Source organism: Pandoraea horticolens, assembly GCF_902459555.1.
GTDB classification, from domain to species: Bacteria; Pseudomonadota; Gammaproteobacteria; order Burkholderiales; family Burkholderiaceae; genus Pandoraea; species Pandoraea horticolens.
This window is the reverse complement of the sequence record NZ_CABPSM010000002.1, coordinates 60,673-79,948: the sequence shown is the minus strand read 5'-3', so window position 1 is coordinate 79,948 and position 19,276 is coordinate 60,673. Positions and strand designations below refer to the sequence as shown.

Sequence of the window (19,276 nt, the reverse complement as noted above, 5' to 3'; positions counted from 1 at the left end):
GCGGGTTTTTCGCTTGAAAATCGAGAAATGCGTCGGCCAAAGCAACGCGGCGCGGCAGTCCGCCGAAGGCGGTGCCGCGCACGAAAAGGAAGATCTGTGACTTTAGCGTCCCAGGAAGGCCGCACCTACGGACAAAAGCACGAAACCGCCGACGCTACAGGCGATCGCGATTGCCAACAGGCGTTGAAAGAGTTGCTCGCGCTCAGTGGCGCTGCGATGGGAACGGGGTGCATCGTGATGAATCGTTCCCCAACCACTCGAATACACTTTTTTCCAACGGATGTGCATAAGTTACCTCGCGTTGTTTAGTGTTCGTAGCCTTGCCGGTCATCGATTCACGCTATCGGAATCGACGAGACGCAGGGCTAGTATGCGCTTTGTCTGGCAGCCGTAAACCCCTCGTCCGTGCTGCGTCGCCACAAGCCAAGCACCTGATTCGGATGGATTTCGAGACCGAATAACGCGACCGGGAAAACCGTCACCATGACGCGATTGGAGATTTGTGGCGAGGCGTGTCAATGCGACAGAATGTCGCAGGTGCGACAAGTTGTCGCGCAACCCGCATGAACCGTGGAATTGGGTAATTTCCGGGGTGCGGCGTGTGCCGCCGGGCGGCAGGGGTGATGTCGGCGGCAGGCCAGGCTACCAGGACAGAGATGGCATGAGAGGAGCGGGACGCCTACGCCATTGTGCGGCGCAACATCGATTCTTCGAATAAGCTACAAAGCTGGGGTAAATCCGGGGGGGAGTGGTGCCCCCTGCCCCATCAATATCACGACTCAAACGGATTTTTCACCTGTCGTGCGGTCGTGCCCCCCGGCGTTTCCGTAGTCGCAGGCAGGTCTGCGCTGGAGAGCGCTGCGACCACAGCGTCGAGCACCGCTTTGAGCGCTTGCGCCTGACGCAGCCCTTCGGCGTCGCGACGAATCTCCAGGTTACCAAAGATGGCAACGTGATCCGTATGGTTTTCGACGTTCAGCTCACCGAGCGTGAGTGCATCGGCGTCGTTGGCAAACGGGGGAAACTTGGCGCCGGCAGAAGACGAGGCGGACATCGGGGGCTCCTGAATCGAGAGGAAATCGGTCAGTTGAGATCGGTCGATGAGGCCATGCCTTCATCGACCAGGCAACGCCAAACGCGTTGTGCCGTGCTTAGCGGATGATCGTACGCAAGAAGTCGAGCACCGTCTGCACCTCGCGATACGACGGCACCTCGGGATCGCGTTTGCGCTTGCCGCCCGCCGCCTTGGGTGCGGGCAGACGCATCGCCGTGCGCTTCACATCCGCCGGCATGCCGGGGAAAAAGTCGATACCGGCCAGCGTCTCGAGTTCTGCCAGGCTCACGACCGAATAGTCGCCCGTGGCTTCGTTCGCGACAAGATAGGCGCCCGCCTGCTTGCGCTTGGGGTCGTAGACCACCTTGTAGAGCTGCGTAGGCACCATCACTCGATTACCGACCTGCGTAATCGTCTTGCCCTTGAAAAGAGGGCCGGTGAGAACGAACAACTCCCCGCGATCCTGCGCAAGCTTACGCACGCTCGACTCGATGCCCGCCCATAGATAGCGGTTGTTCTCGCTGTTCTGCGGCACCATGTTCGCCAGCGAAAAGCTCTCCGATTGCGCTTGCGCGTCCGGCATATCGGCCGACGGCGCCATATGCCCCCGGTCGTACCCGGAGCGCACATAGTCGCGCAGCTCGGCCCGCTCGCCCGGAGGAAGCCGCGACTCGGCGTGGAAATTGTTGACGCGCGAGATCTGACGCGCATCGCTCAAGCCAGCGCGTGTGAGACGCTCTGCCGACCATAGCGGCGTGCGCGTCACTCCCGAGTGCATGACGCCGAACGCACCGAAGCACACCTCGCGCGCATCGCGCGTCATCGCGGCATTGGTAATGTCGGGCGCAGTTCCGGCCCAGTAATGATCGCCGCACGCCGTGGCAGCTGCGAACGCATCGCCCGGCAATGCCGAGAAGGCAACCGCGGAAGAAAGGGACATCAGGGAGGCAAAGGACACTGCCAACTGCCCGGCCATCGCGCGCAAGCGGCTTGCGCGCACTGCGGTGACCGTCCATCGAGACTGCTTCATCGCACTGCTTAGGGTATGACTTCAGGGGGTGCGATTGTAGCGGATGATCGCCTATTCGGGGAGAACGTTCGCCGCGCCATAGGCGGCGCATTGCAGGGTCTGGGCGGGGCCGAGGTTACCGCACTCGTCCGCTTGCGCAGCCGGCAACCACGCCTGCTCGAGAAAAAGCAGGCAAATTACCAGCGCGAGCATGAGGAACAGCGTCTTCATTGCGGCATCCGAGTTGGGTTGCCGCATTGTATGCGGGGACACCACGGTACAACCTGTCCCCGACCTGCTGAATTGTTTCGATTCGTTACGGCAGCCAGCGATAGCCGCCCTCGGAAGACTCAGGCCTCAGGCGCCGGGCACATCGCCCCGCTGAGCGATGAGCGCGGCCAGCGGCTCGTTCATCGGCCCTTCGGCACGCAGTCCTTCCACCACGCCGACACGGTCGGGCATCGGGCGATTCTGCGACATCTTGAATTTGCCTTCGATGCAGCGAATCGGAATTTCCACTCCAACGACGGCCCGCAGCAGGCCCTCGACGAAGTCGGCGGGCGCGTCTTCGACCGCCCACGGCGCGGTACGCGCCTGCTCCTGCGATTGTGTGAGATCGCCCACGAAACGTAGCAACCATGCCGCATCGTCGATCACGCGCGGCTTGCCCCATGCATGCACGGCGGCGTAGTTCCACGTCGGCGCCACCTTGCCGTGCTCCGCCTTGGCGGCATACCAGGACGGCGTGATATACCCCTGCGGTCCCGTGAACGCGATCAGGCAATCGTCGACACCTTGCAGCGCCCGACCATGTGGATTGGCTCGCGCCAGATGCGCCCGCAACGTGCCGAATTCGCCCTCGCCGGGATACACCAGAAAGGGAATCGAGTCGGCGATCAGCCCCTGTGCACCGGTGCTCACGAGCAGACCGAGCGGATGCATGCGAATGAGATCATGCAGAACATCCAGACGAGACTCGGCAAAGGGGGCGGGCTGATACATCGATGGCTCCAAACAAAAAGCGGCGGGGATTGAATAGCGTATCCCCGCGCGTGGCCCTTGGCAAAGACCCAACGCACGGAATTTTTTTGGTGCCATCCAGATGCCGGGCAGCGTCCCGCCTTGAGCACTGGCAGACAACGTAGCCCGCCGATGCGCCCTGGGAGCCAGTGTCAGAGGAAGGACTTGGCCTGATCGAGAATCTTGTCGCAGACCTGGCGCGTCAACTGTTCCTTGAGTCCACCGCCGTTCAGGTCGACCGTCTTGCCATCCGGCGAGGACAGCAGCCCTTTGGCCCCGTCGAGATAGCCGGGGCTGGCGGCCGGCGCCCCCGATTGGGCGCCGATCTTGTCGAGAAGTTTGTCTTTGAGGTTGGTCGCCGAGTTCAGATTCGTGGCGCTGAGATAGTTGTTCTTGATGCAGAATTGCAACACGCCCGTCGCATTACCCACGCTGCCGGATGTCAGCGAGCCGATCGGGCCAAGCCCGCCGAGGCTGCCTGCCAGCCCCCCAGTGTTGCCCCCGCCCGAGCTTCCGCCCACGGCGTTCCTGAGCAGGTCGAGTTGCGCCTGCGCCTGCATCGGTGTGCCCAAAGCCAGTGTCAGTGCAACGCTTGCGCCCACCACTCCGACTCTGGACAGCTTCCAACCTGCGCCAACCGAACTTGCCGTGCGTCGTGCCATACGATCCTCCGTAATGCAAATGACGTGGGTCAGGTCAACTCACTATAGCAGGACGCGCACACCGCAGGGCGACGAATCGCCCTCGGCGTGAAAACGTCAGAACAACGTTGCGGCGGGATCGAGCACCTCCGGCACCGCCACGCTCGCATCCACGCCAGCGTTCTCCTTGAGCAGGAAGACCAGATGATGCCCGGCGAGCAGTTCGATGCGACGATCGCGTGCGAACTCCTCGACCCCGTCTTCGAACTCCCCCGTGGTGATCAACATGCCGCGCGCCGCGCCAATCTGCTGCATCTCCGTGAGCATGGTGCGAGCGGCAGCCATTTCGAGACGCGCGCAACGGTCCATCTCGCGGTAGATGTGCACGACAACGTCACCGCCGAAAATCGGATGCGGGTCCCAGGCGCGGCACATCAGCATGCCCGGCGCCTCACCCGGCAGCAGCGGCGGCCCTTCGAAACCGTGCGCGCGCAGCAAGTGGAACATCACCTGCGTGAAGTCCTTGTCGGAGAGCGTCATCAGATTGAAACGGCGGTCAACGGCAACATCGGCGTCCGTGACGACCTGCGTCATGTCGACACCCGCTACCGGCGCCACCGCCTCCAACATCTCGGGACGCGCGGAAATACGAGCCCCCAACGCCGCCAGATGCGTCGCCGGATCGCCCTCCGCGAGGGCTAGCGCCGCGAAGTCGGCGCGCGCCACATGCACGCTCGCCAGGCACACGCGCGCGTCGCCATTGCTGGCGTAGACGTTGAATACGATGGCATTCACGTGACGCAGCGGGTCGGCGGAGAACAGTTCGTGCAGCGAACGAAGCACGATCTGGCGCAGCGCGTCGGCGTAGACGCGCGCACGCAGCGCCTGCTCCGCAGGCACACCTTGCACGAGATTTTCCGCAGCGTTGTAGTGGTATTCGAGCGCGACGGGCACGGCGGCGTCGAGCGTCGGCACGTCGTAACCGATGGCCAGCAGCTTGTGGTTTTCAACGTAATGCGCCGCGAGCGTCTGCATAAACGCTTCCGGGTACGGGCTGCGGCTGAGCACGATGCGCGCATAGCCGGTGACGGCCGCCGCTTCGCCGCGCAACAGCGCCCCTTCGAATTCAGCCACGGCTGCGTTGTGACGGGCGCTGTCGGCGCGCGCGGCTTCCGTTGCCTTCTGCTGCGCGATCTGGAGAATCATCGAGCCTTGCGTGCGACGGATTTTCGACGCCTCGTACTCGCGCTCCGCATGTACGAATTCACTGCGCGCCTTCGCGACGGCCTGCTCGTAACGTCCCGACGCGCCCGGCACGGCCAGCCCAAGCCGGCCCGGCTTTTCGGGCGCGAAGGTTTCCCATTCGGGTTTGGCCAAAATCTTCGGGAGATGCTGAGTATCGAGCACGGGTGGTGTGTTGCGTGCGCGCAGATCCGCCGGCGGGATGCGCAGATCGCGCGTGAGGCCTTCGGCGAGCAGACGTTCGAGCCGCCCGACTTCCAGCTTGGCCCTGGCGCCTTGTGCCGCCGCTTCGGCCTGCCGCCACGCCAGTTGCAGGCGTTCCCGAGCGGCGGCGTCGGCCGCTGGCGCATCTTCCAATGCGCGCTGCGCCTGATCTACGGCACGGACTTCCGCCAGCGAGCGTGCCTGCATTTGGGCGTGCTGCTGCTCGCGCGCGTGCGCGGCGCGCCAGAACTCACGCGCCAGACGATCGATGATGCTTTCGAATCCCCGAGTCACTACTGCCCCCGCATGTGATATTGATTTTGTTTTACCAAGCGAACTACACCATCCGAAACTGCGGTGACGCTGTTCGACGTCTGTGTTCACGGATATCCCGCTGCCGGCTCAACGGCCCGGCTGCCACGCCTCGAAGCGCGGCACGTCGCGATAGTCAAGCCAAGGCACTTCATGCGATGTCCAGATATGGAATTGCGCCCGGAGCCCTGGGTCGTCATCGAGCGACGCGACACGCACGATCACGTTGGGCTGACCGTCGCGCATAGCGACCAGATGAGTGCCACACGACGGGCAGAAGTAGCGCGCCTTATCTGGCGACGAGCGAAACGACGCCACATGATCCGCCCCTCGCGTGAAGCGGAAATGCGCATGCTGCGCTGCCGCAGTCGTGGTGAACGCCGCGCCGTGCGCTTTGCGGCAAGTGACGCAGGAGCAATGGGCGATAGGGCCGGAGAACTGATCCACTTCGTAGGTGACTGCACCGCACAAACAACTGCCTTTCATAAACCGCTCTCCCCCGAGCCGCCCGCCGCGAGCGGCGAAGCACGACATTCACGTAGGGGACGATTGTAGGACGTTGCCCCCTCACATCGCAAAGAATCTTTCGCTTCCTTGCCGCACAAGCATGTCATGAGCGCAACGTGTGCGCCCTGACCGTCATCAAATCGCCATGACGGCGGCGCAGTGTCGAACGTTATGCCTTACCTGCCTGTGTTGGCGGATGCCCACGCCTTCATCGCTACGTCTGGCAACATTCAATGCGGCATGCAGTCCGAAATGGGGCGTTGGAGGCTGCGCCGCCGATAGCCACTACCATGTGGCGGTTGCTTCGCGCGTCGATGCTCATTTTTTGCTCAACCCACGTTATGAACGAACCGACTTCTAACGCCCGTCCGGCGTTGTCACCGGCCTCGGGCGCTGCCCTCACTTCGCGTGCTTGCCTGCGCACCGCATGGCTGAGCGCTGCGGGTTGTCTCCTGCTGGCGCTGGCCGCCATCGTGTGGATCGACCGGCCGGTGGTGGACTTCGCGCATGTCCACACGCAGGGCACGCGCTGGATTCAGCATGTCGCGGAGTTGCCCTCGCCGCTGTTCGCTCTCGCCTGGCCGACGTTCACGATCGTTGGCGCGGTGTTCGTCTGGCGCCGGCAATTGCCCGCATGGGCCGTCACGCTGTGGCTCGCGGCAGGCGCGGTGGGGGTGAGCAGTGTGCTCAAGCAGGGCTTGAAGTTCGCGTTCGGGCGCACATGGCCGGCCACGTGGATTCACGAGAATCCGTCGTATTTGCGCGACGGCGTTTTCGAGTTTCGTCTCTTCGGCGGCGACGGCGCGGCGTACGCGTCGTTCCCGTCGGGCCACCTGAGCGTTATGCTCGCGTTCGCCACGGTGCTCTCACTGAGGCACCGTGCGCTGCGCTGGCCGTGCGCCCTCGCTGTTGCCCTGACGAGCTTCGGCCAGATCGCCGCCGCCTATCACTGGACGAGTGACGCGCTCGCGGGCGCAGCGCTCGGCATCGCAGTCGGCACGGCGTTCGTTACCGCCTGGCAACGCTGGGGCATCCGTTCGAGGGCATGAAGGGGGGTAAGGGAGCCTAGGGTTGTGCGAGGCAGTGCAGGCCGGTACCAGCCATTTCGTGAATCGGCGAGATCACAGCATAATGGCCACTGGTAACGATAAACCCGAGACTGTCCTCAACGGCTAACGGTGAGCGCCGCCGTAAGTCCACCGTGCATCTGCACGGCGGCGTCCGATGCGCTAGCGCGCCACGCCACCCGATTCATGACTGCCGATCCGTTGCTTCCCCTCATTGCCGGCGCCTGCGTCGCCGGCTTCGTGCAAGGCTTGTCCGGCTTTGCATTCAGTCTGGTCGCACTGTCCTTCTGGGCATGGTCGCTGCCGCCCACGCTGGCTGGCCCGCTCGCCGCATTTTGTTCTCTCATCGGCCAACTGCTGGGGTTGCGCGCCGCCCGCCGGGCCGTGCCGCTCGATCGCCTCGCCCCATTCGTACTGTGCGGACTGATCGGTGTGCCGGTCGGGGTGTGGATGCTTCACTATCTCGATCCGGTATGGTTCCGGGCAGGCATCGGCACGGTACTCGTGATCTATTGCTCGATCCTGCTACTCGCCGCGCACCTGCCTCGTATCCGGCACGGCGGACGTATGGCGGACGGCCTGGTCGGTTTCATCGGCGGCGTGATGGGCGGCATCGGCGGACTCGTCGGCGTAGCGCCGACCCTATGGTGCACGCTGCGCGGCTGGGACAAAGACATGCAGCGCGCCGTCATGCAGATCTTCTTCATCGTCATGCACACGCTCACCATCACCCTCTACGCGGTGCATGGTGTCATTACGGTCCAGACGTTGCACATGTTCGCGATTGCCGTGCCGTCGATGATCCTGCCGACGCTCGCTGGCGCATGGGCCTACCGGTTCCTCTCCGATCACACCTTCCGGCGCATGGTGCTCGCACTGCTCGCGTGCTCCGGTGTGACGCTGCTCGTCGGCACCATGCCCGAATTGCTTGCCCGTTGAACCGCTGCACGCGACTAACGCGACTAACACGACGAACGCGTGGATTAACGCAAACGGGCATCGGGGCCCGGCGTTAGGATGGCGGTACCGATGTCCTCCACCGGGTTCGCCCCCGCCTTCGCACCATGCCCGCCGTTGCCTCGTTTCTCGATCGTGCCGCCGCAGGTAACGCGCTGGCCGAAGTGCTCGCCTCACACGAACTGATCGCACGCTGCGCGCCGCCGCTGGTGCTGGCCATTCCACGCGGCGGCGTACCGGTCGCACTGCCCATCGCCCGCCAACTGAACGGCACGCTCGACGTGCTGCTCGCCCACAAATTGCGTGCGCCGCATCATGCGGAACTGGCCGTGGGCGCAGTCGACGAGTTCGGCGGCATCTTCCTCGCCGATCACGCGCTGTCGATCGGCGCCACCGGCACGTACCTCTCGCATGAAACGGCACGTCAGCGAGCACTTATCCAGCAACGGCGTCAGGCGTATACGCCGGGACGCGGTGCGCCGCATGTGCAGGACCGGCCGGTCGTGGTGGTCGACGACGGCATTGCGACCGGCGCAACGATGATCGCGGCATTGCGAGCGATGCGCCGCCTCGGCGCGACGCCGCTCATCGCCTGCGCGCCGGTCGGTGCTCGCGACGCTATTGCCCGGCTCTCCGCATTGGCCGACGCTGTCGTCTGTCTGGAAACGCCGCAGCCCTTCTACGCAGTAAGCGTGGCGTACAGCGATTTCGTGCAAACCGACGACGCCACCGTGATCGCGCTGCTCGCCATGGCGGCGGACCGTCCGTAGGCCGGCACCGAAATCTGCATCGTCGCAAAAGCGCGCCGTAGCGGCCCCCCCTGCGATTGCACTACACTTGAGCCTGCTGCGCGCAACGGCCCCGCCGGAGCAAGCGCGCGGCCTGCGCCGCCTCTTGCCCCTCAGTTTCGATGGAGCCTGTGATGACGACGTCCCTGATTCTCAACGTGATCGGCCCGGATCGTCCGGGGCTGGTCAATGCAATCGCCGATCGCGCAAGCGCCTCCGGTGCCAACTGGCTGGAGAGCCGCCTCGCCAATCTTGCCGGCCAGTTCGCCGGCATCATTCATTTGCAAGTCCCCGACGAGAACGCCGACGCGCTCACGCAAACCCTGCACGCGCTGGAAACGCACGGGCTGCGCATTACCGTCACGCGCGCGCAAAGTGCTGCCGCCGATCCGGCCGCCCGTACGCTTCAGCTCGATCTGGTCGGGCAGGATCATCCCGGCATCGTCAAGGAAATCTCGCACGTACTTTTCTCGCGAGGCATCAGCATTGACGAACTTGCGACGGAATGCGTCGAGGGGTCGATGTCGGGCGGCACGCTGTTTCGCGCGACAGCCCGCCTTCATGTGCCGGCGAGTGTCAGTACGGAATCGCTGCGCGAGACGCTGGAAAGCCTTGCCGACGACCTGATGGTCGATGTCGAACTCGATTCGCCTGCCGGTGCCTGAGCGCGCGCCGATGAAGCGAGCCTTCCTGATCGTCCTCGGGGCAGTGGCCTTGCTCGCCCTGCTCTCGCTGCTTCCCCTCCCCTTCGAGCGCCAGACACATGTGGTGAACACCGTCACGCTGAGCGCGCCGCCGCAGGTCGTCTACGACTACGCCACCACGCCGGGCAATTGGCCCAAGTGGCATCCGGCGTCGATTACCGTGCAAGGGACGACCGACCATCCGCTCAAGGTGGGAGAGGAAGTGGCCGAAGAATTCCGGCTCGCAGGCCGGCACGGCATCGTTCACTGGAAAGTCGTCGACGCTAATCCGCCGCTCGAATGGCGCATCGAAGGCGAGGTCAACCGGCGTCCGTCGGGTGAAGTCCGCTACAGGCTCACGCCGGACGGCACCGGCACTCGCTTCGAGCGTGACTTCATCTATCGCACGCCGAATCTGCTTTTCCTGATTCTCGATCCCATCTTCATAGGGCCGCGCATGCAGGCTGAGTCGGCGCAGGGCGCAAAGCAACTCGAGCAGATCTTCGCCGCGCTCGCCCCGGCCGTTCCTGCCACCGCATCGATGCCAGACGCTGCTGCGAGCGCCGTTCCTGCGCAGTGAGGGGGGTACGACGGCAAGTGAAGTGGCGCAACGATAGTGCGCCTGACTCGCGCTATTCGCGCCTCATTCGTTGAACGTCGCCGCCATCGTCTCGGCCGCGGCCTCGAGGTCGGGCAGGAACGTCATGAGCTTGTCGAGTGTGCAATGCTGCGCACTCGCCTGCACCGCGATAGCGGCACACGCGCGATTGCGGTCGAGCATCACCGGCACGGCCACCGCAATCATGCCCGGCACGTGCTCTTCGTTATTGGTGCCCACGCGGCGCTTGCGCGTTTCCGTCAACTCTTCGCGTAGGTCTTCGAGATCGGTGATGGTGTTCTCCGCACGCGGGCGCAACGGCAGATGTGCGATCAGCTTCTCACGGCGCGCGCGCGGCAAAAACGCCAGCAGCAGCTTGCCGCTCGCCGTGCAGTGCAGCGGCACGCGCGAACCGGGCGAGAGCTTGAGTTGGCGCGACCATTCGGTCTCCACACGATCGAGATAGACGAGGTCGTCGCCCGAGAGCATCGACAGATTGCAGGTCTCGCCCAGCTTGTCGACCAGTTGCTGAAGAATGGCATGACGCGCGGCCGCCGGGCCCACGTGCATGAGCGCATTGATGGCCATCGCCCGCACCCGCGACGACGGCTCGTAATGCCGGCTGCCGGCCTCACGCGTGACCAGCCAGGCAGCTTCGAGTTGTTTGAGAATGCGGTGCACGGTCTGCTTGGGCAGACCAATGGCGGCGACAATCTCCGCCAATGTCATGGGCGTGCCCGAGGCACTGAGAATTTCGAGAATGCGAAATGCGCGGACGGCCGCAGCGTTCGACTGATTGCTCATGTCGGTACCTGGATCTCGGGTTCGAGTTGTGTTCTAGATCGTTATCGCTCGCGGCGGTCTCCCTTCTGCCCAACCTCGGCACGCCACCGCGCAAGCCCGCTCCCAAGCCGCCACGCCGCCGTACCGTCGCGCCGCGACGTCCCGTTTTCCGCATTCTAGTGCCAATCGGCACCCGCTGACGATTGGAGACAAACCCGGAGATATTCCAAATACCTGATACCCGCTGCCTGGTGGTGGACGGCGGCAGCACTGCGTGCCGCCGGGCGTCTCGCCGCCACCGTGACGCTCATGCCGCCAAAGCGACTCAGGCCTTCTTGCCGGACAGCACGCGCAAGCGATGAATCAGGCTGGACGTATCCCAGCGCGAACCACCGAGCGCCTGCACGTCGCCATAAAACTGGTCGATGAGCGCCGTGACCGGCAGCGAGACGCCGTTGCGTTGCCCTTCGGCCAGACACAGCCCCAGGTCTTTGCGCATCCAGTCCACGGCGAAACCGAAATCGAACTTGCCGTCGATCATGGTCTGGCCGCGATTGTCCATTTGCCAGCTCGCGGCTGCGCCCTTGTTGATGACGTCGAGCACGAGTGGCATGTCCAGACCGGCGCGCTCGCCGAAGTTGACCGCCTCGGACAACCCTTGCACGAGTCCGGCAATACAGATCTGATTGACCATCTTGGCCAGTTGCCCGGCGCCAGCCTCGCCGATACGGGTGACGGCGCGACCGTAGGCGCCGAGCGTGGCGGCCACCCGGTCGAACGCTGGGGCGTCGCCCCCGCACATGATCGTGAGCACACCGTTCTTGGCGCCGGCTTCGCCGCCCGACACGGGGGCGTCGACAAAGTGCAGGCCCTTCTCGCCGGCGACCGCGTAAAGTTCGCGAGCCACATCGGCCGACGCCGTCGTATGGTCGACAAAAACAGCGCCCGCCTTCATGCCGGCGAAGGCGCCGTGCTTACCGAGCACGATGCTGCGCAGGTCGTCGTCGTTGCCCACACAGGCAGCAACGATATCGGCGTCGCGCACCGCGTCAGCCGGCGTGGCGGCGGTTGCGCCGCCATATTCCTTCGCCCATTGCTGCGCCTTGGCGGCGGTACGGTTATAAACCGTGACCTGATGACCCGCGCGTTGCAGGTGACCGGCCATGGGATAACCCATCACGCCCAGACCGAGAAACGCGACGCGAAGGGAAGATGCTTGCGATGAGGGGGAAGTCAATTCGAGGGCCTCGCAGGTTGATTCGCTAAGAAAGGGCTCAAACGGGGCGCGATGCCGACGTGCGCATACGATGGCCCTGTCGGAAATTCAGGGGGCTTGCGAGCCATCATTATAGAGACGGGCTGCGCTCAGACGCCAGCGCAATCCCCCGCCACACGGGGCATTCGCGTCATTTCGCCCCAGTTTGGTGCACCACAGCCCATCGCATAATCATCCGTAAACATCACGTCAACGTCCCGGTTTGAAAAATTCTGTTTCCGTAACTCGCGTTGCGGCCCGGTTCCGATACAATGCGCGGCATGGCTGATTTTGATACCAGTTGGTCAATTCGCGTTTACTACGAGGACACGGACGCCGGGGGCGTCGTCTTCTACGCCAACTACTTAAAATTCTTTGAACGGGCCCGTACCGAGTGGCTCCGTTCGCTCGGCATCGAGCAACTCGAACTGGCCCGCAGCACCGGGATGATTTTCATCGTGCGCTCGACGGCCGTCGACTATCTGAGCCCCGCGCGGCTGGACGATCTCCTCACCATCAAAAGCCGTATCGAGCGCATTGGCGGCGCCTCCGTCGATTTCGAACAGCAGGCCTGGCGCGAAGCATCCGACGGCCACAGCGAACTGTTGGCGCGCGGAAGCATCAAAATCGGCTGCGTGGCAGCACACACCCTGCGCCCAGGCAAAATCCCAGCGCAAGTGCGCCTCGTCATGCAATCGGCCGCCAAGTCGGTCAACGCCGCAACGGGGGAGCCTGCCCGTCCGGCAGCCGCCTGAAGCCAACGACAAGAATTCCGGTCAGTCAATAACCACACCATGCCCGATCAAGATCTTTCCATTATTTCGCTGGTCATGCATGCCAGCGTGCTCGCCCAGGCAGTTATGGGCCTGCTGCTGCTGCTCTCCCTGCTCTCGTGGACACACATCTTCCGCAAGATCTTCGCGATTCGCCGCGCCCGCACCCAAACCGAGCGCTTCGAGCGTGATTTCTGGTCGGGCGGCGATCTTCAGGCGCTGTACCAAAGCGCGCTGAACAACCGCCATCAGACGGGTTCGCTCGAACGTATCTTCGAATCGGGTATGCGCGAGTACATCAAAGCCAGCGAAAAGGGGCTGAACGATCCGCACGCCATTCTCGACGGTGCGCGCCGTGCCATGCGTGCTTGCTATCAACGTGAAATGGACTCGCTCGAAGCCAACCTGCCGTTCCTCGCGTCGGTCGGTTCGGTGAGTCCGTATATCGGCCTGTTCGGTACGGTGTGGGGTATCATGAACGCATTCCGCGGCCTGTCGAACGTGCAACAAGCGACGCTCGCCAACGTGGCGCCGGGCATCGCGGAAGCGCTGGTGGCCACGGCCATCGGTCTGTTCGCCGCTATCCCTGCCGTGGTTGCCTATAACCGCTTCGCCACCGACATCGACCGGCTGTCGATCCGCTTCGAAAGCTTCATCGAAGAGTTCTCCAACATCCTGCAACGGCAGATTCACTAAGCACTCCGGGAGCGCCGAGACATGGCAGGTTCTATGCGCAACGCTCGCCGCGGCCGTCGCGCCATGGCGGACATCAACGTCGTACCGTACATCGACGTGATGCTGGTGCTGCTCGTCATTTTCATGGTGGCCGCACCGCTGGTGGCGCCGTCGATCGTCAATTTGCCGAGCGTGGCTAACGCGAGCCCGCAGCAGCAAACGCCGCCGGTGGTCGTCAATATTGAAGCCGATAACCGCATGCTGGTGCGCTACAAGGATGGTGAAAACACCATCGAGCAGCGCATGAGCGGGGGCGATCTGACCGGTTTCCTGCAAGGCCGTCAGGCCGCGAACCCGGATCAGCCGGTTGTCATTGCCGCCGATAAGTCGGTGCGCTATGAAATCGTCATGAACGTGATGTCCGATCTCAAGGCCCAGGGCGTCAAGCGCGTGGGCCTGCTCGTCAAGCAGAAATGAGCCGCACTGTAGCCCGTTCCGACCGTCCCATTGGCCCGCGCAAGGATGAGCGGGGCACGGGGCGGGCATTTCTCCTCGCGCTGTTCATGCATGCGCTGCTGTTCGCGCTGCTCTTCTACGGCATGCGCTGGCAGAACAGCTCGCCGGCCGGCTCTGAAGCCGAACTGTGGACGCCCTCTGAAGTTGCTGAGCCGACGCCACCGGTGGTGACGCCCGCGCCGACGCCCACGCCGCCCGCCATCGCCGCGCCCACGCCGCAGGCAGAAGACGCCGACATCGCTCTCCAGCAGAAGAAGCGCAAGCAGGAACAGCAAGCCGCCGAACAGGCGCGTCTGCTTGAGGCGCAACAGGAAAAGGCGCGTCAGGAAGCCCTCAAGCAGAAGCAACTCGCCGAGCAGCAAGCGGCCGCCGAACTCGCCCGCAAGAAAGCGGCCGCAGAGGACGCAGCACATCAGCAGAAGCTGAACGATCAGAGGAAGGCCGACGAGTTGAAGCGTCAGAAGGAAGAGGATGCTAAGAAGGCCGAACAGTTGAAGCAGCAGCAAGTGGCCGATGCCCAGAAGAAGGCTGCGGAAGACAAGGCGGCCAAGGCCAAGGCCGCGAAGGAAGCGGCCGCGCAAAAGGCGGCCGATGCGGCACGCTCCGAGCGCCTGGCAGCGTTGCGCGGCATGGCCAACGGCACGCCGGGCGCCAACGGCAACGGTCTGGGCACACAGGCCGGCGGCACGGGCGCCGGCGGCGGCGGTACTGGCGCGGCAGGCTATGCCGAACGCGTGCGTGCCAAGGTCATGCCGAATATTGCCTATGCCGGCGATACGACGGGCAACCCGCAGGCCATCGTCGCTGTACGCATTGCACCGGACGGCAGCATCCTGTCGATGCAGTTGACGAAGTCGAGCGGCAATCCCGCGTGGGACGCCGCCGCCATGGCCGCCATCAAAAAATCAGACCCCTTGCCGCGCGGTGTCGACGGCAAGGCCCCGCCCCCGACGCTCGACATTCACCTCCGACCAAAGGGCTGAGGAATGTTGTCAAATGGGAACGAAAACCGAGCAATGCGAGTCCATTTTCATCTGGATGTGGTAAAAATGGCCCTTGCAACGCGCAACTGACCAATCTAACGCATGCGAATTTCCAGTCAATATGCATGGCGTGCGCTGGTAGCCACCTGGCTCACCGCAGCTTGCACGATCGCCCATGCGCAGACCCCGCTCACCGTCGAGATCAATGGCGTCGGTACCAACCGCTACCCGATCGCCGTGTCGAACTTCAAAGGCGTCGCGCCGACGGACATCGTGTCCGTGATCAAGGCCGACCTGAGCAACAGCGGCCGCTTCAACCAGATCGATACGGGCGGCGCCACCGTTGGCGTGGACGATTCGGTCGATCTCGGCACGTGGCGCGCCAAGGGCGCGAACGCGTTCGTCTCCGGCACGATCGCCCCGGCGGGTAACGGCAACTTCCAGGTCAGCTTCCGTCTGTACGACGCCGTGAACGGTCAACCGCTCGGCGGTCTGGCCCTCACCTCTTCTGCGGCAAATCTCCGGCTGACCGCACACAAGATTGCCGACTACATCTATCAGAAGCTGCTGGGCGACCGCGGTGTATTCGCCACGCGTCTGTCGTACGTTCTGCATAGCGGCAGCAACTACCAGTTGCAGATTTCGGATTCTGACGGCCAGGATGCGCGCGTCGCGCTCAATAGCCGCGAGCCGATCATCTCGCCGGCGTGGTCGCCGGACGGCACCAAGGTGGCCTACGTTTCGTTCGAGAAGCGCAAGCCGGTCGTGTACATCCACGATCTGCCGACGGGCCGCCGTGCCGTGCTGGCCAACGAGAAGGGCAACAACTCCGCGCCGTCATGGTCACCGGACGGCAGCAGGCTCGCCGTGGCTCTTTCGCGTGACGGCAATACGCAGATCTATCAGGTCAATGCCAACGGCGGCGGCCTCAAGCGTCTGTCGCGCAGCGGCGCGATCGACACCGAACCGCAGTATTCCCCGGACGGCAAATGGATCTACTTCACGAGCGATCGTGGCGGTGGTCCGCAAATCTACAAGATGCCGGCCGGTGGCGAAGGTGAAGGCGGAGCACAGCGCGTCACCTTCAAGGGGAGTTACAACGTCAGCCCGCGAATTAGTCCCGATGGCAAGTTGCTCGCGTTTATCGCGCGTCAAGGCGGCGGATTCAAGCTGTGCGTGCAGGATATGAGTACTGGCGATGTTACGGCTCTGACCGACACCAGCCACGACGAGTCACCGAGTTTTGCCGCGAACGGCAAGTACATTCTTTATGCAACGCAGTCCGGCGGCCGCAAGGTTCTCGCGGCAGTCTCGGTGGACGGGCAAACCCGGCAGATTCTTCAGGTTCGAGGAGGGGAAGTTCGCGAACCCTCCTGGGGCCCTTTCATGCAATAACATCAACAGCAACATCAATTGGAGGCTCATATGAGTTCCCTGCTTCGTAACATCCTCGCCATCTCTTCGCTGGCCGCTCTGGCCGCTTGCTCGTCGGGCGTGAAGCTCGACGACCAGGCTAACGCCAACAAGGGTCAGACCACGACCGACGCCCGCGCTGTCGCCCCCGTCGACGCATCGGCTGACGAACTGAACAACCCGAACGGCCCCCTCGCCAAGCGTAGCGTGTACTTCGGCTTCGACCAGTACAACGTCGACGCTCAGTACACGCCGATGCTCCAGGCGCACTCCGCCTTCCTGAACAAGTACTCGCAACGTCACGTGCTGGTTCAGGGCAACACCGACCAGCGCGGCACGAGCGAGTACAACCTGGCCCTGGGTCAGAAGCGTGCCGAAGCCGTGGTGAAGGCCATGTCGGCGCTGGGTGCCAACACCAACCAGATGGAAGCCGTTTCGCTGGGTAAGGAAAAGGCAACGGGTACCGACGAAGCCGGTTGGGCCCAGGACCGTCGCGCCGATCTGGCTTATTGATTGAATCGTCATGACGTCTCGTTTGCTTAAAAACATGATCTACGCGGCGATGCTCGGCACTGCGGTGCTGAGTCCGCTCGCGCATGCCGGATTGTTCGACGACGACGAGGCGCGCAAAGCGATCCTCGACATCCGCAGCCGTCTGGATTCGGACAAGCAGCGGATCGAGGGGCTCACGCACAGCGTGCTGGATTTGAATAACCAGATCCAGCAGTTGCAGCGTGATCTGGCCGACCAGCGCGGTCAGAACGAAGATCTGAAAAACCAGCTTGCAAACCTGCAACAAAGTCAAAAGGATTTCTACAACGACCTTGATGGCCGTCTGAAGAAATTCGAACCGCAGCAGATGACCGTCGGCGGCGTGACAGGCACCGTCCAACCGGGCGAGAAAGATGTCTTTGACGCCGCGCTGACGAAATTCCGCAACGGTGACTATAAGGGTGCGCAAACGGATTTCCGGACCTTTTCGGCCAAGTATCCTGGCAGCCCGTATCAACCCGAAGCACAGTTCTGGCTTGGCAATGCGCAGTACGCCAACAAGGATGTGAAGGGTTCGACTGCGACGCTGCAAGGGATCGTGACGAAGTACCCGACGAGCCCGAAGGCTGCCGAGGCCATGCTGGCGATCGCCAGCAACCAGGCAGAATCCGGGCAGATTGCGGCAGCGAAAAAGACGTTGCATGATTTGGTGGCCAAGTACCCGGACAGCGAATCGGCAGCGGAGGCCAAGAAACGTGTGGCCAAGCTGAAGTAAGACGCCCCTCGGGAGGTTGCGCGAACCTGCCTTCCGTGTGAGGACACTCGTCAAGCGCACGACGCCGCCTTTGGGCGGCGTTGTCGTTTTTGGGGTTTGCAAACGCGGGGGCCACCTCAAGTAGAATACGGACTTTCCAAGCGCTCGAGGCGCGGCGTCTCAGGGGATGTGTCCAGGCCGAACACCGCCAGGCTCGCATGACGACCGCACCCGCGACGTGTTCGCGCACGAACTGTGCAGCACGTCTGATAACAACAATGCCGGCCACACCCTGTGGCTCGCGACAATGCATCGAACGGCCGGGCACGGCCGCTATCGTCTTCTCGCCTCATGACCGACGTCGATCTCACCGCCCTGTCCCACACTGTTGTGTGGCTCACCTTTGGCCTGGCCTTCGTGTTTGGTGCCGTGCTCCAGCGCACGCATTTCTGCACGATGGGCGCCCTTTCCGACATCGTGAACATCGGTGACTGGAATCGTATGCGCATGTGGTGGCTTGCCATTGGTGTGGCGACCATCGGTACTGGCATCCTCGCGTCGCAGGGCATCATCGATCCGGTCAAAGCGATTTACACGACGCCGCGCTTCACCTGGTTGTCGTATATCGTCGGCGGATGGTTGTTCGGCTTCGGTATGGTGCTAGCCTCCGGTTGCGGCAGCAAGACGCTGGTACGCATCGGCGGCGGCAATCTGAAGTCGCTGCTCGTCTTCACGATGATCGGCTTGTCGGCTTACATGACGCTCAAGGGCGTGTTCGCGATGCTGCGCGTGGCGGCCATCGACAGCGTGCAGACGACGTTTGCGACGTCGCAGGACTTGCCCACGTTGCTGGGTAGCCTGTTCGGCGCAGACATCCATCGCGCGCAGCTCATTCTCGGGCTGGTGATTGGTGGTGCATTCGTGATTGCGGCGCTCGCACGACGCGAATTCTGGACATTCGACAATCTGCTGGGCGGCCTTGTCGTGGGAGCGATCATCGTGGCGCTGTGGTATGTCTCGGGCAAGGTCGGTTATGTTGCCGAGAATCCGAATACGCTGGAGGAGAGCTTCGTTGCCACGAACTCCGGGAAGATGGAAGCTCTGTCGTTCGTCTCGCCGCTGGCGTTCACGCTGTACTGGCTGATGATGTGGAGCGACACGAGCAATGTCATTACATTGGGCATTGCCAGCGTGCTGGGCGTCATCGCCGGCTCGTTCGTCTACGCGCTGGTGTCGCGTAATTTCCGCTGGGAAGGATTTCAGGGTACGGAAGACACGGCAAACCACATGGTAGGGGGTGTGCTGATGGGCTTCGGGGGTGTGACGGCGTTGGGCTGCACAGTCGGTCAAGGCTTGTCGGGTATGTCGACACTGGCGCTGGGATCGTTCCTCGCGACCATGGCGATTCTCGCGGGCGGCGTCTGCGCATTCAAGTATCAAATGTGGCGCATCGAGCGCAGCGTTTGACGGAAATTCGCACGCGTATGCGGAAAATGCCGGCGATTCGAACCTCTCTGCGCCGTACGGGTATTGACAGTAAAAAGACCGCG

Annotated in this window: 22 protein-coding genes; 13 read left to right on the top strand and 9 right to left on the bottom strand. The window is 63.1% G+C overall.

The window, feature by feature from the left end; genetic code table 11:
• Positions 1-772: 772 nt before the first annotated feature.
• The 7 genes from PHO31112_RS04195 to PHO31112_RS04170 all read right to left on the bottom strand — a co-directional run bounded on the left by PHO31112_RS04195 (position 773) and on the right by PHO31112_RS04170 (position 5,968).
• The gene (locus PHO31112_RS04195; RefSeq protein WP_150619370.1) at positions 773-1,054 is read right to left on the bottom strand and encodes a hypothetical protein; all 282 of its coding nucleotides are present in this window, start codon (positions 1,052-1,054) and stop codon (positions 773-775) included.
• Positions 1,055-1,151: 97 nt separating this feature from the next.
• On the bottom strand, positions 1,152-2,084 hold the full coding sequence (locus tag PHO31112_RS04190) for a DNA/RNA non-specific endonuclease (protein WP_246177736.1): 933 nt from the start codon (positions 2,082-2,084) through the stop codon (positions 1,152-1,154).
• A 51-nt stretch (positions 2,085-2,135) separates the two neighbouring features.
• Positions 2,136-2,294 (bottom strand): hypothetical protein, encoded by a 159-nt coding sequence (locus tag PHO31112_RS27080; RefSeq protein WP_174995537.1) that lies wholly within the window; start codon positions 2,292-2,294, stop codon positions 2,136-2,138.
• 126 nt (positions 2,295-2,420) lie between these two features.
• Positions 2,421-3,065, bottom strand: a complete 645-nt coding sequence (locus tag PHO31112_RS04185) for an FMN-binding negative transcriptional regulator (RefSeq protein WP_150619369.1) — start codon at positions 3,063-3,065, stop codon at positions 2,421-2,423.
• 170 nt (positions 3,066-3,235) lie between these two features.
• Positions 3,236-3,745, bottom strand: coding sequence for a YjjA family protein (locus PHO31112_RS04180; protein ID WP_150619368.1), 510 nt, complete (start codon positions 3,743-3,745; stop codon positions 3,236-3,238).
• 96 nt (positions 3,746-3,841) lie between these two features.
• A complete protein-coding gene (locus tag PHO31112_RS04175) occupies positions 3,842-5,464 on the bottom strand; it encodes a restriction endonuclease (RefSeq protein ID WP_150619367.1) in 1,623 nt (540 codons plus the stop codon).
• 108 nt (positions 5,465-5,572) lie between these two features.
• Positions 5,573-5,968, bottom strand: coding sequence for a GFA family protein (locus PHO31112_RS04170; protein WP_150619366.1), 396 nt, complete (start codon positions 5,966-5,968; stop codon positions 5,573-5,575).
• A gap of 362 nt (positions 5,969-6,330) precedes the next feature.
• Here PHO31112_RS04170 and PHO31112_RS04165 point away from each other — a divergent pair, with 362 nt between their 5' ends.
• From PHO31112_RS04165 to PHO31112_RS04145, 5 genes are all read left to right on the top strand, one after another.
• Complete coding sequence (locus PHO31112_RS04165) at positions 6,331-7,038, top strand: phosphatase PAP2 family protein (RefSeq protein WP_174995535.1); 708 nt, start codon at positions 6,331-6,333, stop codon at positions 7,036-7,038.
• A gap of 204 nt (positions 7,039-7,242) precedes the next feature.
• Positions 7,243-7,995, top strand: coding sequence for a sulfite exporter TauE/SafE family protein (locus tag PHO31112_RS04160; protein WP_150619364.1), 753 nt, complete (start codon positions 7,243-7,245; stop codon positions 7,993-7,995).
• A gap of 125 nt (positions 7,996-8,120) precedes the next feature.
• Positions 8,121-8,783 (top strand): phosphoribosyltransferase, encoded by a 663-nt coding sequence (locus PHO31112_RS04155; RefSeq protein ID WP_150619363.1) that lies wholly within the window; start codon positions 8,121-8,123, stop codon positions 8,781-8,783.
• A gap of 152 nt (positions 8,784-8,935) precedes the next feature.
• Positions 8,936-9,466 (top strand): glycine cleavage system transcriptional repressor, encoded by a 531-nt coding sequence (locus PHO31112_RS04150; protein ID WP_150619362.1) that lies wholly within the window; start codon positions 8,936-8,938, stop codon positions 9,464-9,466.
• The gene (locus PHO31112_RS04145; RefSeq protein ID WP_150619361.1) at positions 9,435-10,064 is read left to right on the top strand and encodes an SRPBCC family protein; all 630 of its coding nucleotides are present in this window, start codon (positions 9,435-9,437) and stop codon (positions 10,062-10,064) included. The genes PHO31112_RS04150 and PHO31112_RS04145 overlap by 32 nt, the downstream gene beginning before the upstream one ends.
• 63 nt (positions 10,065-10,127) lie before the next feature.
• On the opposite strand, the gene PHO31112_RS04140 is transcribed toward PHO31112_RS04145, so the two are convergent.
• Both PHO31112_RS04140 and PHO31112_RS04135 read right to left on the bottom strand, forming a co-directional pair.
• Positions 10,128-10,886 carry an IclR family transcriptional regulator gene (locus tag PHO31112_RS04140; protein ID WP_150619360.1) on the bottom strand — a complete coding sequence of 253 codons (759 nt, stop codon included), beginning with the start codon at positions 10,884-10,886 and terminating at the stop codon, positions 10,128-10,130.
• 304 nt (positions 10,887-11,190) lie between these two features.
• Positions 11,191-12,102 (bottom strand): NAD(P)-dependent oxidoreductase, encoded by a 912-nt coding sequence (locus tag PHO31112_RS04135; protein WP_150619359.1) that lies wholly within the window; start codon positions 12,100-12,102, stop codon positions 11,191-11,193.
• Positions 12,103-12,392: 290 nt separating this feature from the next.
• On the opposite strand from PHO31112_RS04135, the gene ybgC reads away from it, so the two are divergent.
• From ybgC to PHO31112_RS04095, 8 genes are all read left to right on the top strand, one after another.
• Complete coding sequence (gene ybgC, locus PHO31112_RS04130; RefSeq protein ID WP_174995533.1) at positions 12,393-12,875, top strand: tol-pal system-associated acyl-CoA thioesterase; 483 nt, start codon at positions 12,393-12,395, stop codon at positions 12,873-12,875.
• A gap of 39 nt (positions 12,876-12,914) precedes the next feature.
• The gene (gene tolQ, locus PHO31112_RS04125; RefSeq protein WP_150586409.1) at positions 12,915-13,589 is read left to right on the top strand and encodes a protein TolQ; all 675 of its coding nucleotides are present in this window, start codon (positions 12,915-12,917) and stop codon (positions 13,587-13,589) included.
• 21 nt (positions 13,590-13,610) lie between these two features.
• Entirely contained in the window at positions 13,611-14,045 is a 435-nt protein-coding gene (gene tolR / locus PHO31112_RS04120; protein ID WP_023873635.1) for a protein TolR, read from the top strand.
• Positions 14,042-15,067 carry a cell envelope integrity protein TolA gene (tolA, locus tag PHO31112_RS04115; RefSeq protein ID WP_150619357.1) on the top strand — a complete coding sequence of 342 codons (1,026 nt, stop codon included), beginning with the start codon at positions 14,042-14,044 and terminating at the stop codon, positions 15,065-15,067. Before tolR ends, tolA begins: the two co-directional genes overlap by 4 nt.
• A gap of 102 nt (positions 15,068-15,169) precedes the next feature.
• The gene (tolB, locus tag PHO31112_RS04110; protein WP_150619356.1) at positions 15,170-16,462 is read left to right on the top strand and encodes a Tol-Pal system beta propeller repeat protein TolB; all 1,293 of its coding nucleotides are present in this window, start codon (positions 15,170-15,172) and stop codon (positions 16,460-16,462) included.
• A 30-nt stretch (positions 16,463-16,492) separates the two neighbouring features.
• Complete coding sequence (locus PHO31112_RS04105) at positions 16,493-16,993, top strand: OmpA family protein (RefSeq protein ID WP_150619355.1); 501 nt, start codon at positions 16,493-16,495, stop codon at positions 16,991-16,993.
• A gap of 10 nt (positions 16,994-17,003) precedes the next feature.
• The gene (ybgF, locus tag PHO31112_RS04100; protein ID WP_425495156.1) at positions 17,004-17,747 is read left to right on the top strand and encodes a tol-pal system protein YbgF; all 744 of its coding nucleotides are present in this window, start codon (positions 17,004-17,006) and stop codon (positions 17,745-17,747) included.
• A 330-nt stretch (positions 17,748-18,077) separates the two neighbouring features.
• The gene (locus PHO31112_RS04095) at positions 18,078-19,193 is read left to right on the top strand and encodes a YeeE/YedE family protein (RefSeq protein WP_150619354.1); all 1,116 of its coding nucleotides are present in this window, start codon (positions 18,078-18,080) and stop codon (positions 19,191-19,193) included.
• Positions 19,194-19,276 lie beyond the last annotated feature (83 nt).

Bases quoted from the DNA above. Each gene is read 5' to 3' on its own strand.
- PHO31112_RS04195 (WP_150619370.1), bottom strand. From the start codon at position 1,054: ATGTCCGCCTCGTCTTCTGCCGGCGCCAAGTTTCCCCCGTTTGCCAAC.
- PHO31112_RS04190 (WP_246177736.1), bottom strand. From the start codon at position 2,084: ATGAAGCAGTCTCGATGGACGGTCACCGCAGTGCGCGCAAGCCGCTTG.
- PHO31112_RS27080 (WP_174995537.1), bottom strand. From the start codon at position 2,294: ATGAAGACGCTGTTCCTCATGCTCGCGCTGGTAATTTGCCTGCTTTTT.
- PHO31112_RS04185 (WP_150619369.1), bottom strand. From the start codon at position 3,065: ATGTATCAGCCCGCCCCCTTTGCCGAGTCTCGTCTGGATGTTCTGCAT.
- PHO31112_RS04180 (WP_150619368.1), bottom strand. From the start codon at position 3,745: ATGGCACGACGCACGGCAAGTTCGGTTGGCGCAGGTTGGAAGCTGTCC.
- PHO31112_RS04170 (WP_150619366.1), bottom strand. From the start codon at position 5,968: ATGAAAGGCAGTTGTTTGTGCGGTGCAGTCACCTACGAAGTGGATCAG.
- PHO31112_RS04165 (WP_174995535.1), top strand. From the start codon at position 6,331: ATGAACGAACCGACTTCTAACGCCCGTCCGGCGTTGTCACCGGCCTCG.
- PHO31112_RS04160 (WP_150619364.1), top strand. From the start codon at position 7,243: ATGACTGCCGATCCGTTGCTTCCCCTCATTGCCGGCGCCTGCGTCGCC.
- PHO31112_RS04155 (WP_150619363.1), top strand. From the start codon at position 8,121: ATGCCCGCCGTTGCCTCGTTTCTCGATCGTGCCGCCGCAGGTAACGCG.
- PHO31112_RS04150 (WP_150619362.1), top strand. From the start codon at position 8,936: ATGACGACGTCCCTGATTCTCAACGTGATCGGCCCGGATCGTCCGGGG.
- PHO31112_RS04145 (WP_150619361.1), top strand. From the start codon at position 9,435: ATGTCGAACTCGATTCGCCTGCCGGTGCCTGAGCGCGCGCCGATGAAG.
- PHO31112_RS04140 (WP_150619360.1), bottom strand. From the start codon at position 10,886: ATGAGCAATCAGTCGAACGCTGCGGCCGTCCGCGCATTTCGCATTCTC.
- ybgC (WP_174995533.1), top strand. From the start codon at position 12,393: ATGCGCGGCATGGCTGATTTTGATACCAGTTGGTCAATTCGCGTTTAC.
- tolQ (WP_150586409.1), top strand. From the start codon at position 12,915: ATGCCCGATCAAGATCTTTCCATTATTTCGCTGGTCATGCATGCCAGC.
- tolR (WP_023873635.1), top strand. From the start codon at position 13,611: ATGGCAGGTTCTATGCGCAACGCTCGCCGCGGCCGTCGCGCCATGGCG.
- tolA (WP_150619357.1), top strand. From the start codon at position 14,042: ATGAGCCGCACTGTAGCCCGTTCCGACCGTCCCATTGGCCCGCGCAAG.
- tolB (WP_150619356.1), top strand. From the start codon at position 15,170: ATGCGAATTTCCAGTCAATATGCATGGCGTGCGCTGGTAGCCACCTGG.
- PHO31112_RS04105 (WP_150619355.1), top strand. From the start codon at position 16,493: ATGAGTTCCCTGCTTCGTAACATCCTCGCCATCTCTTCGCTGGCCGCT.
- ybgF (WP_425495156.1), top strand. From the start codon at position 17,004: ATGACGTCTCGTTTGCTTAAAAACATGATCTACGCGGCGATGCTCGGC.
- PHO31112_RS04095 (WP_150619354.1), top strand. From the start codon at position 18,078: ATGACCGACGTCGATCTCACCGCCCTGTCCCACACTGTTGTGTGGCTC.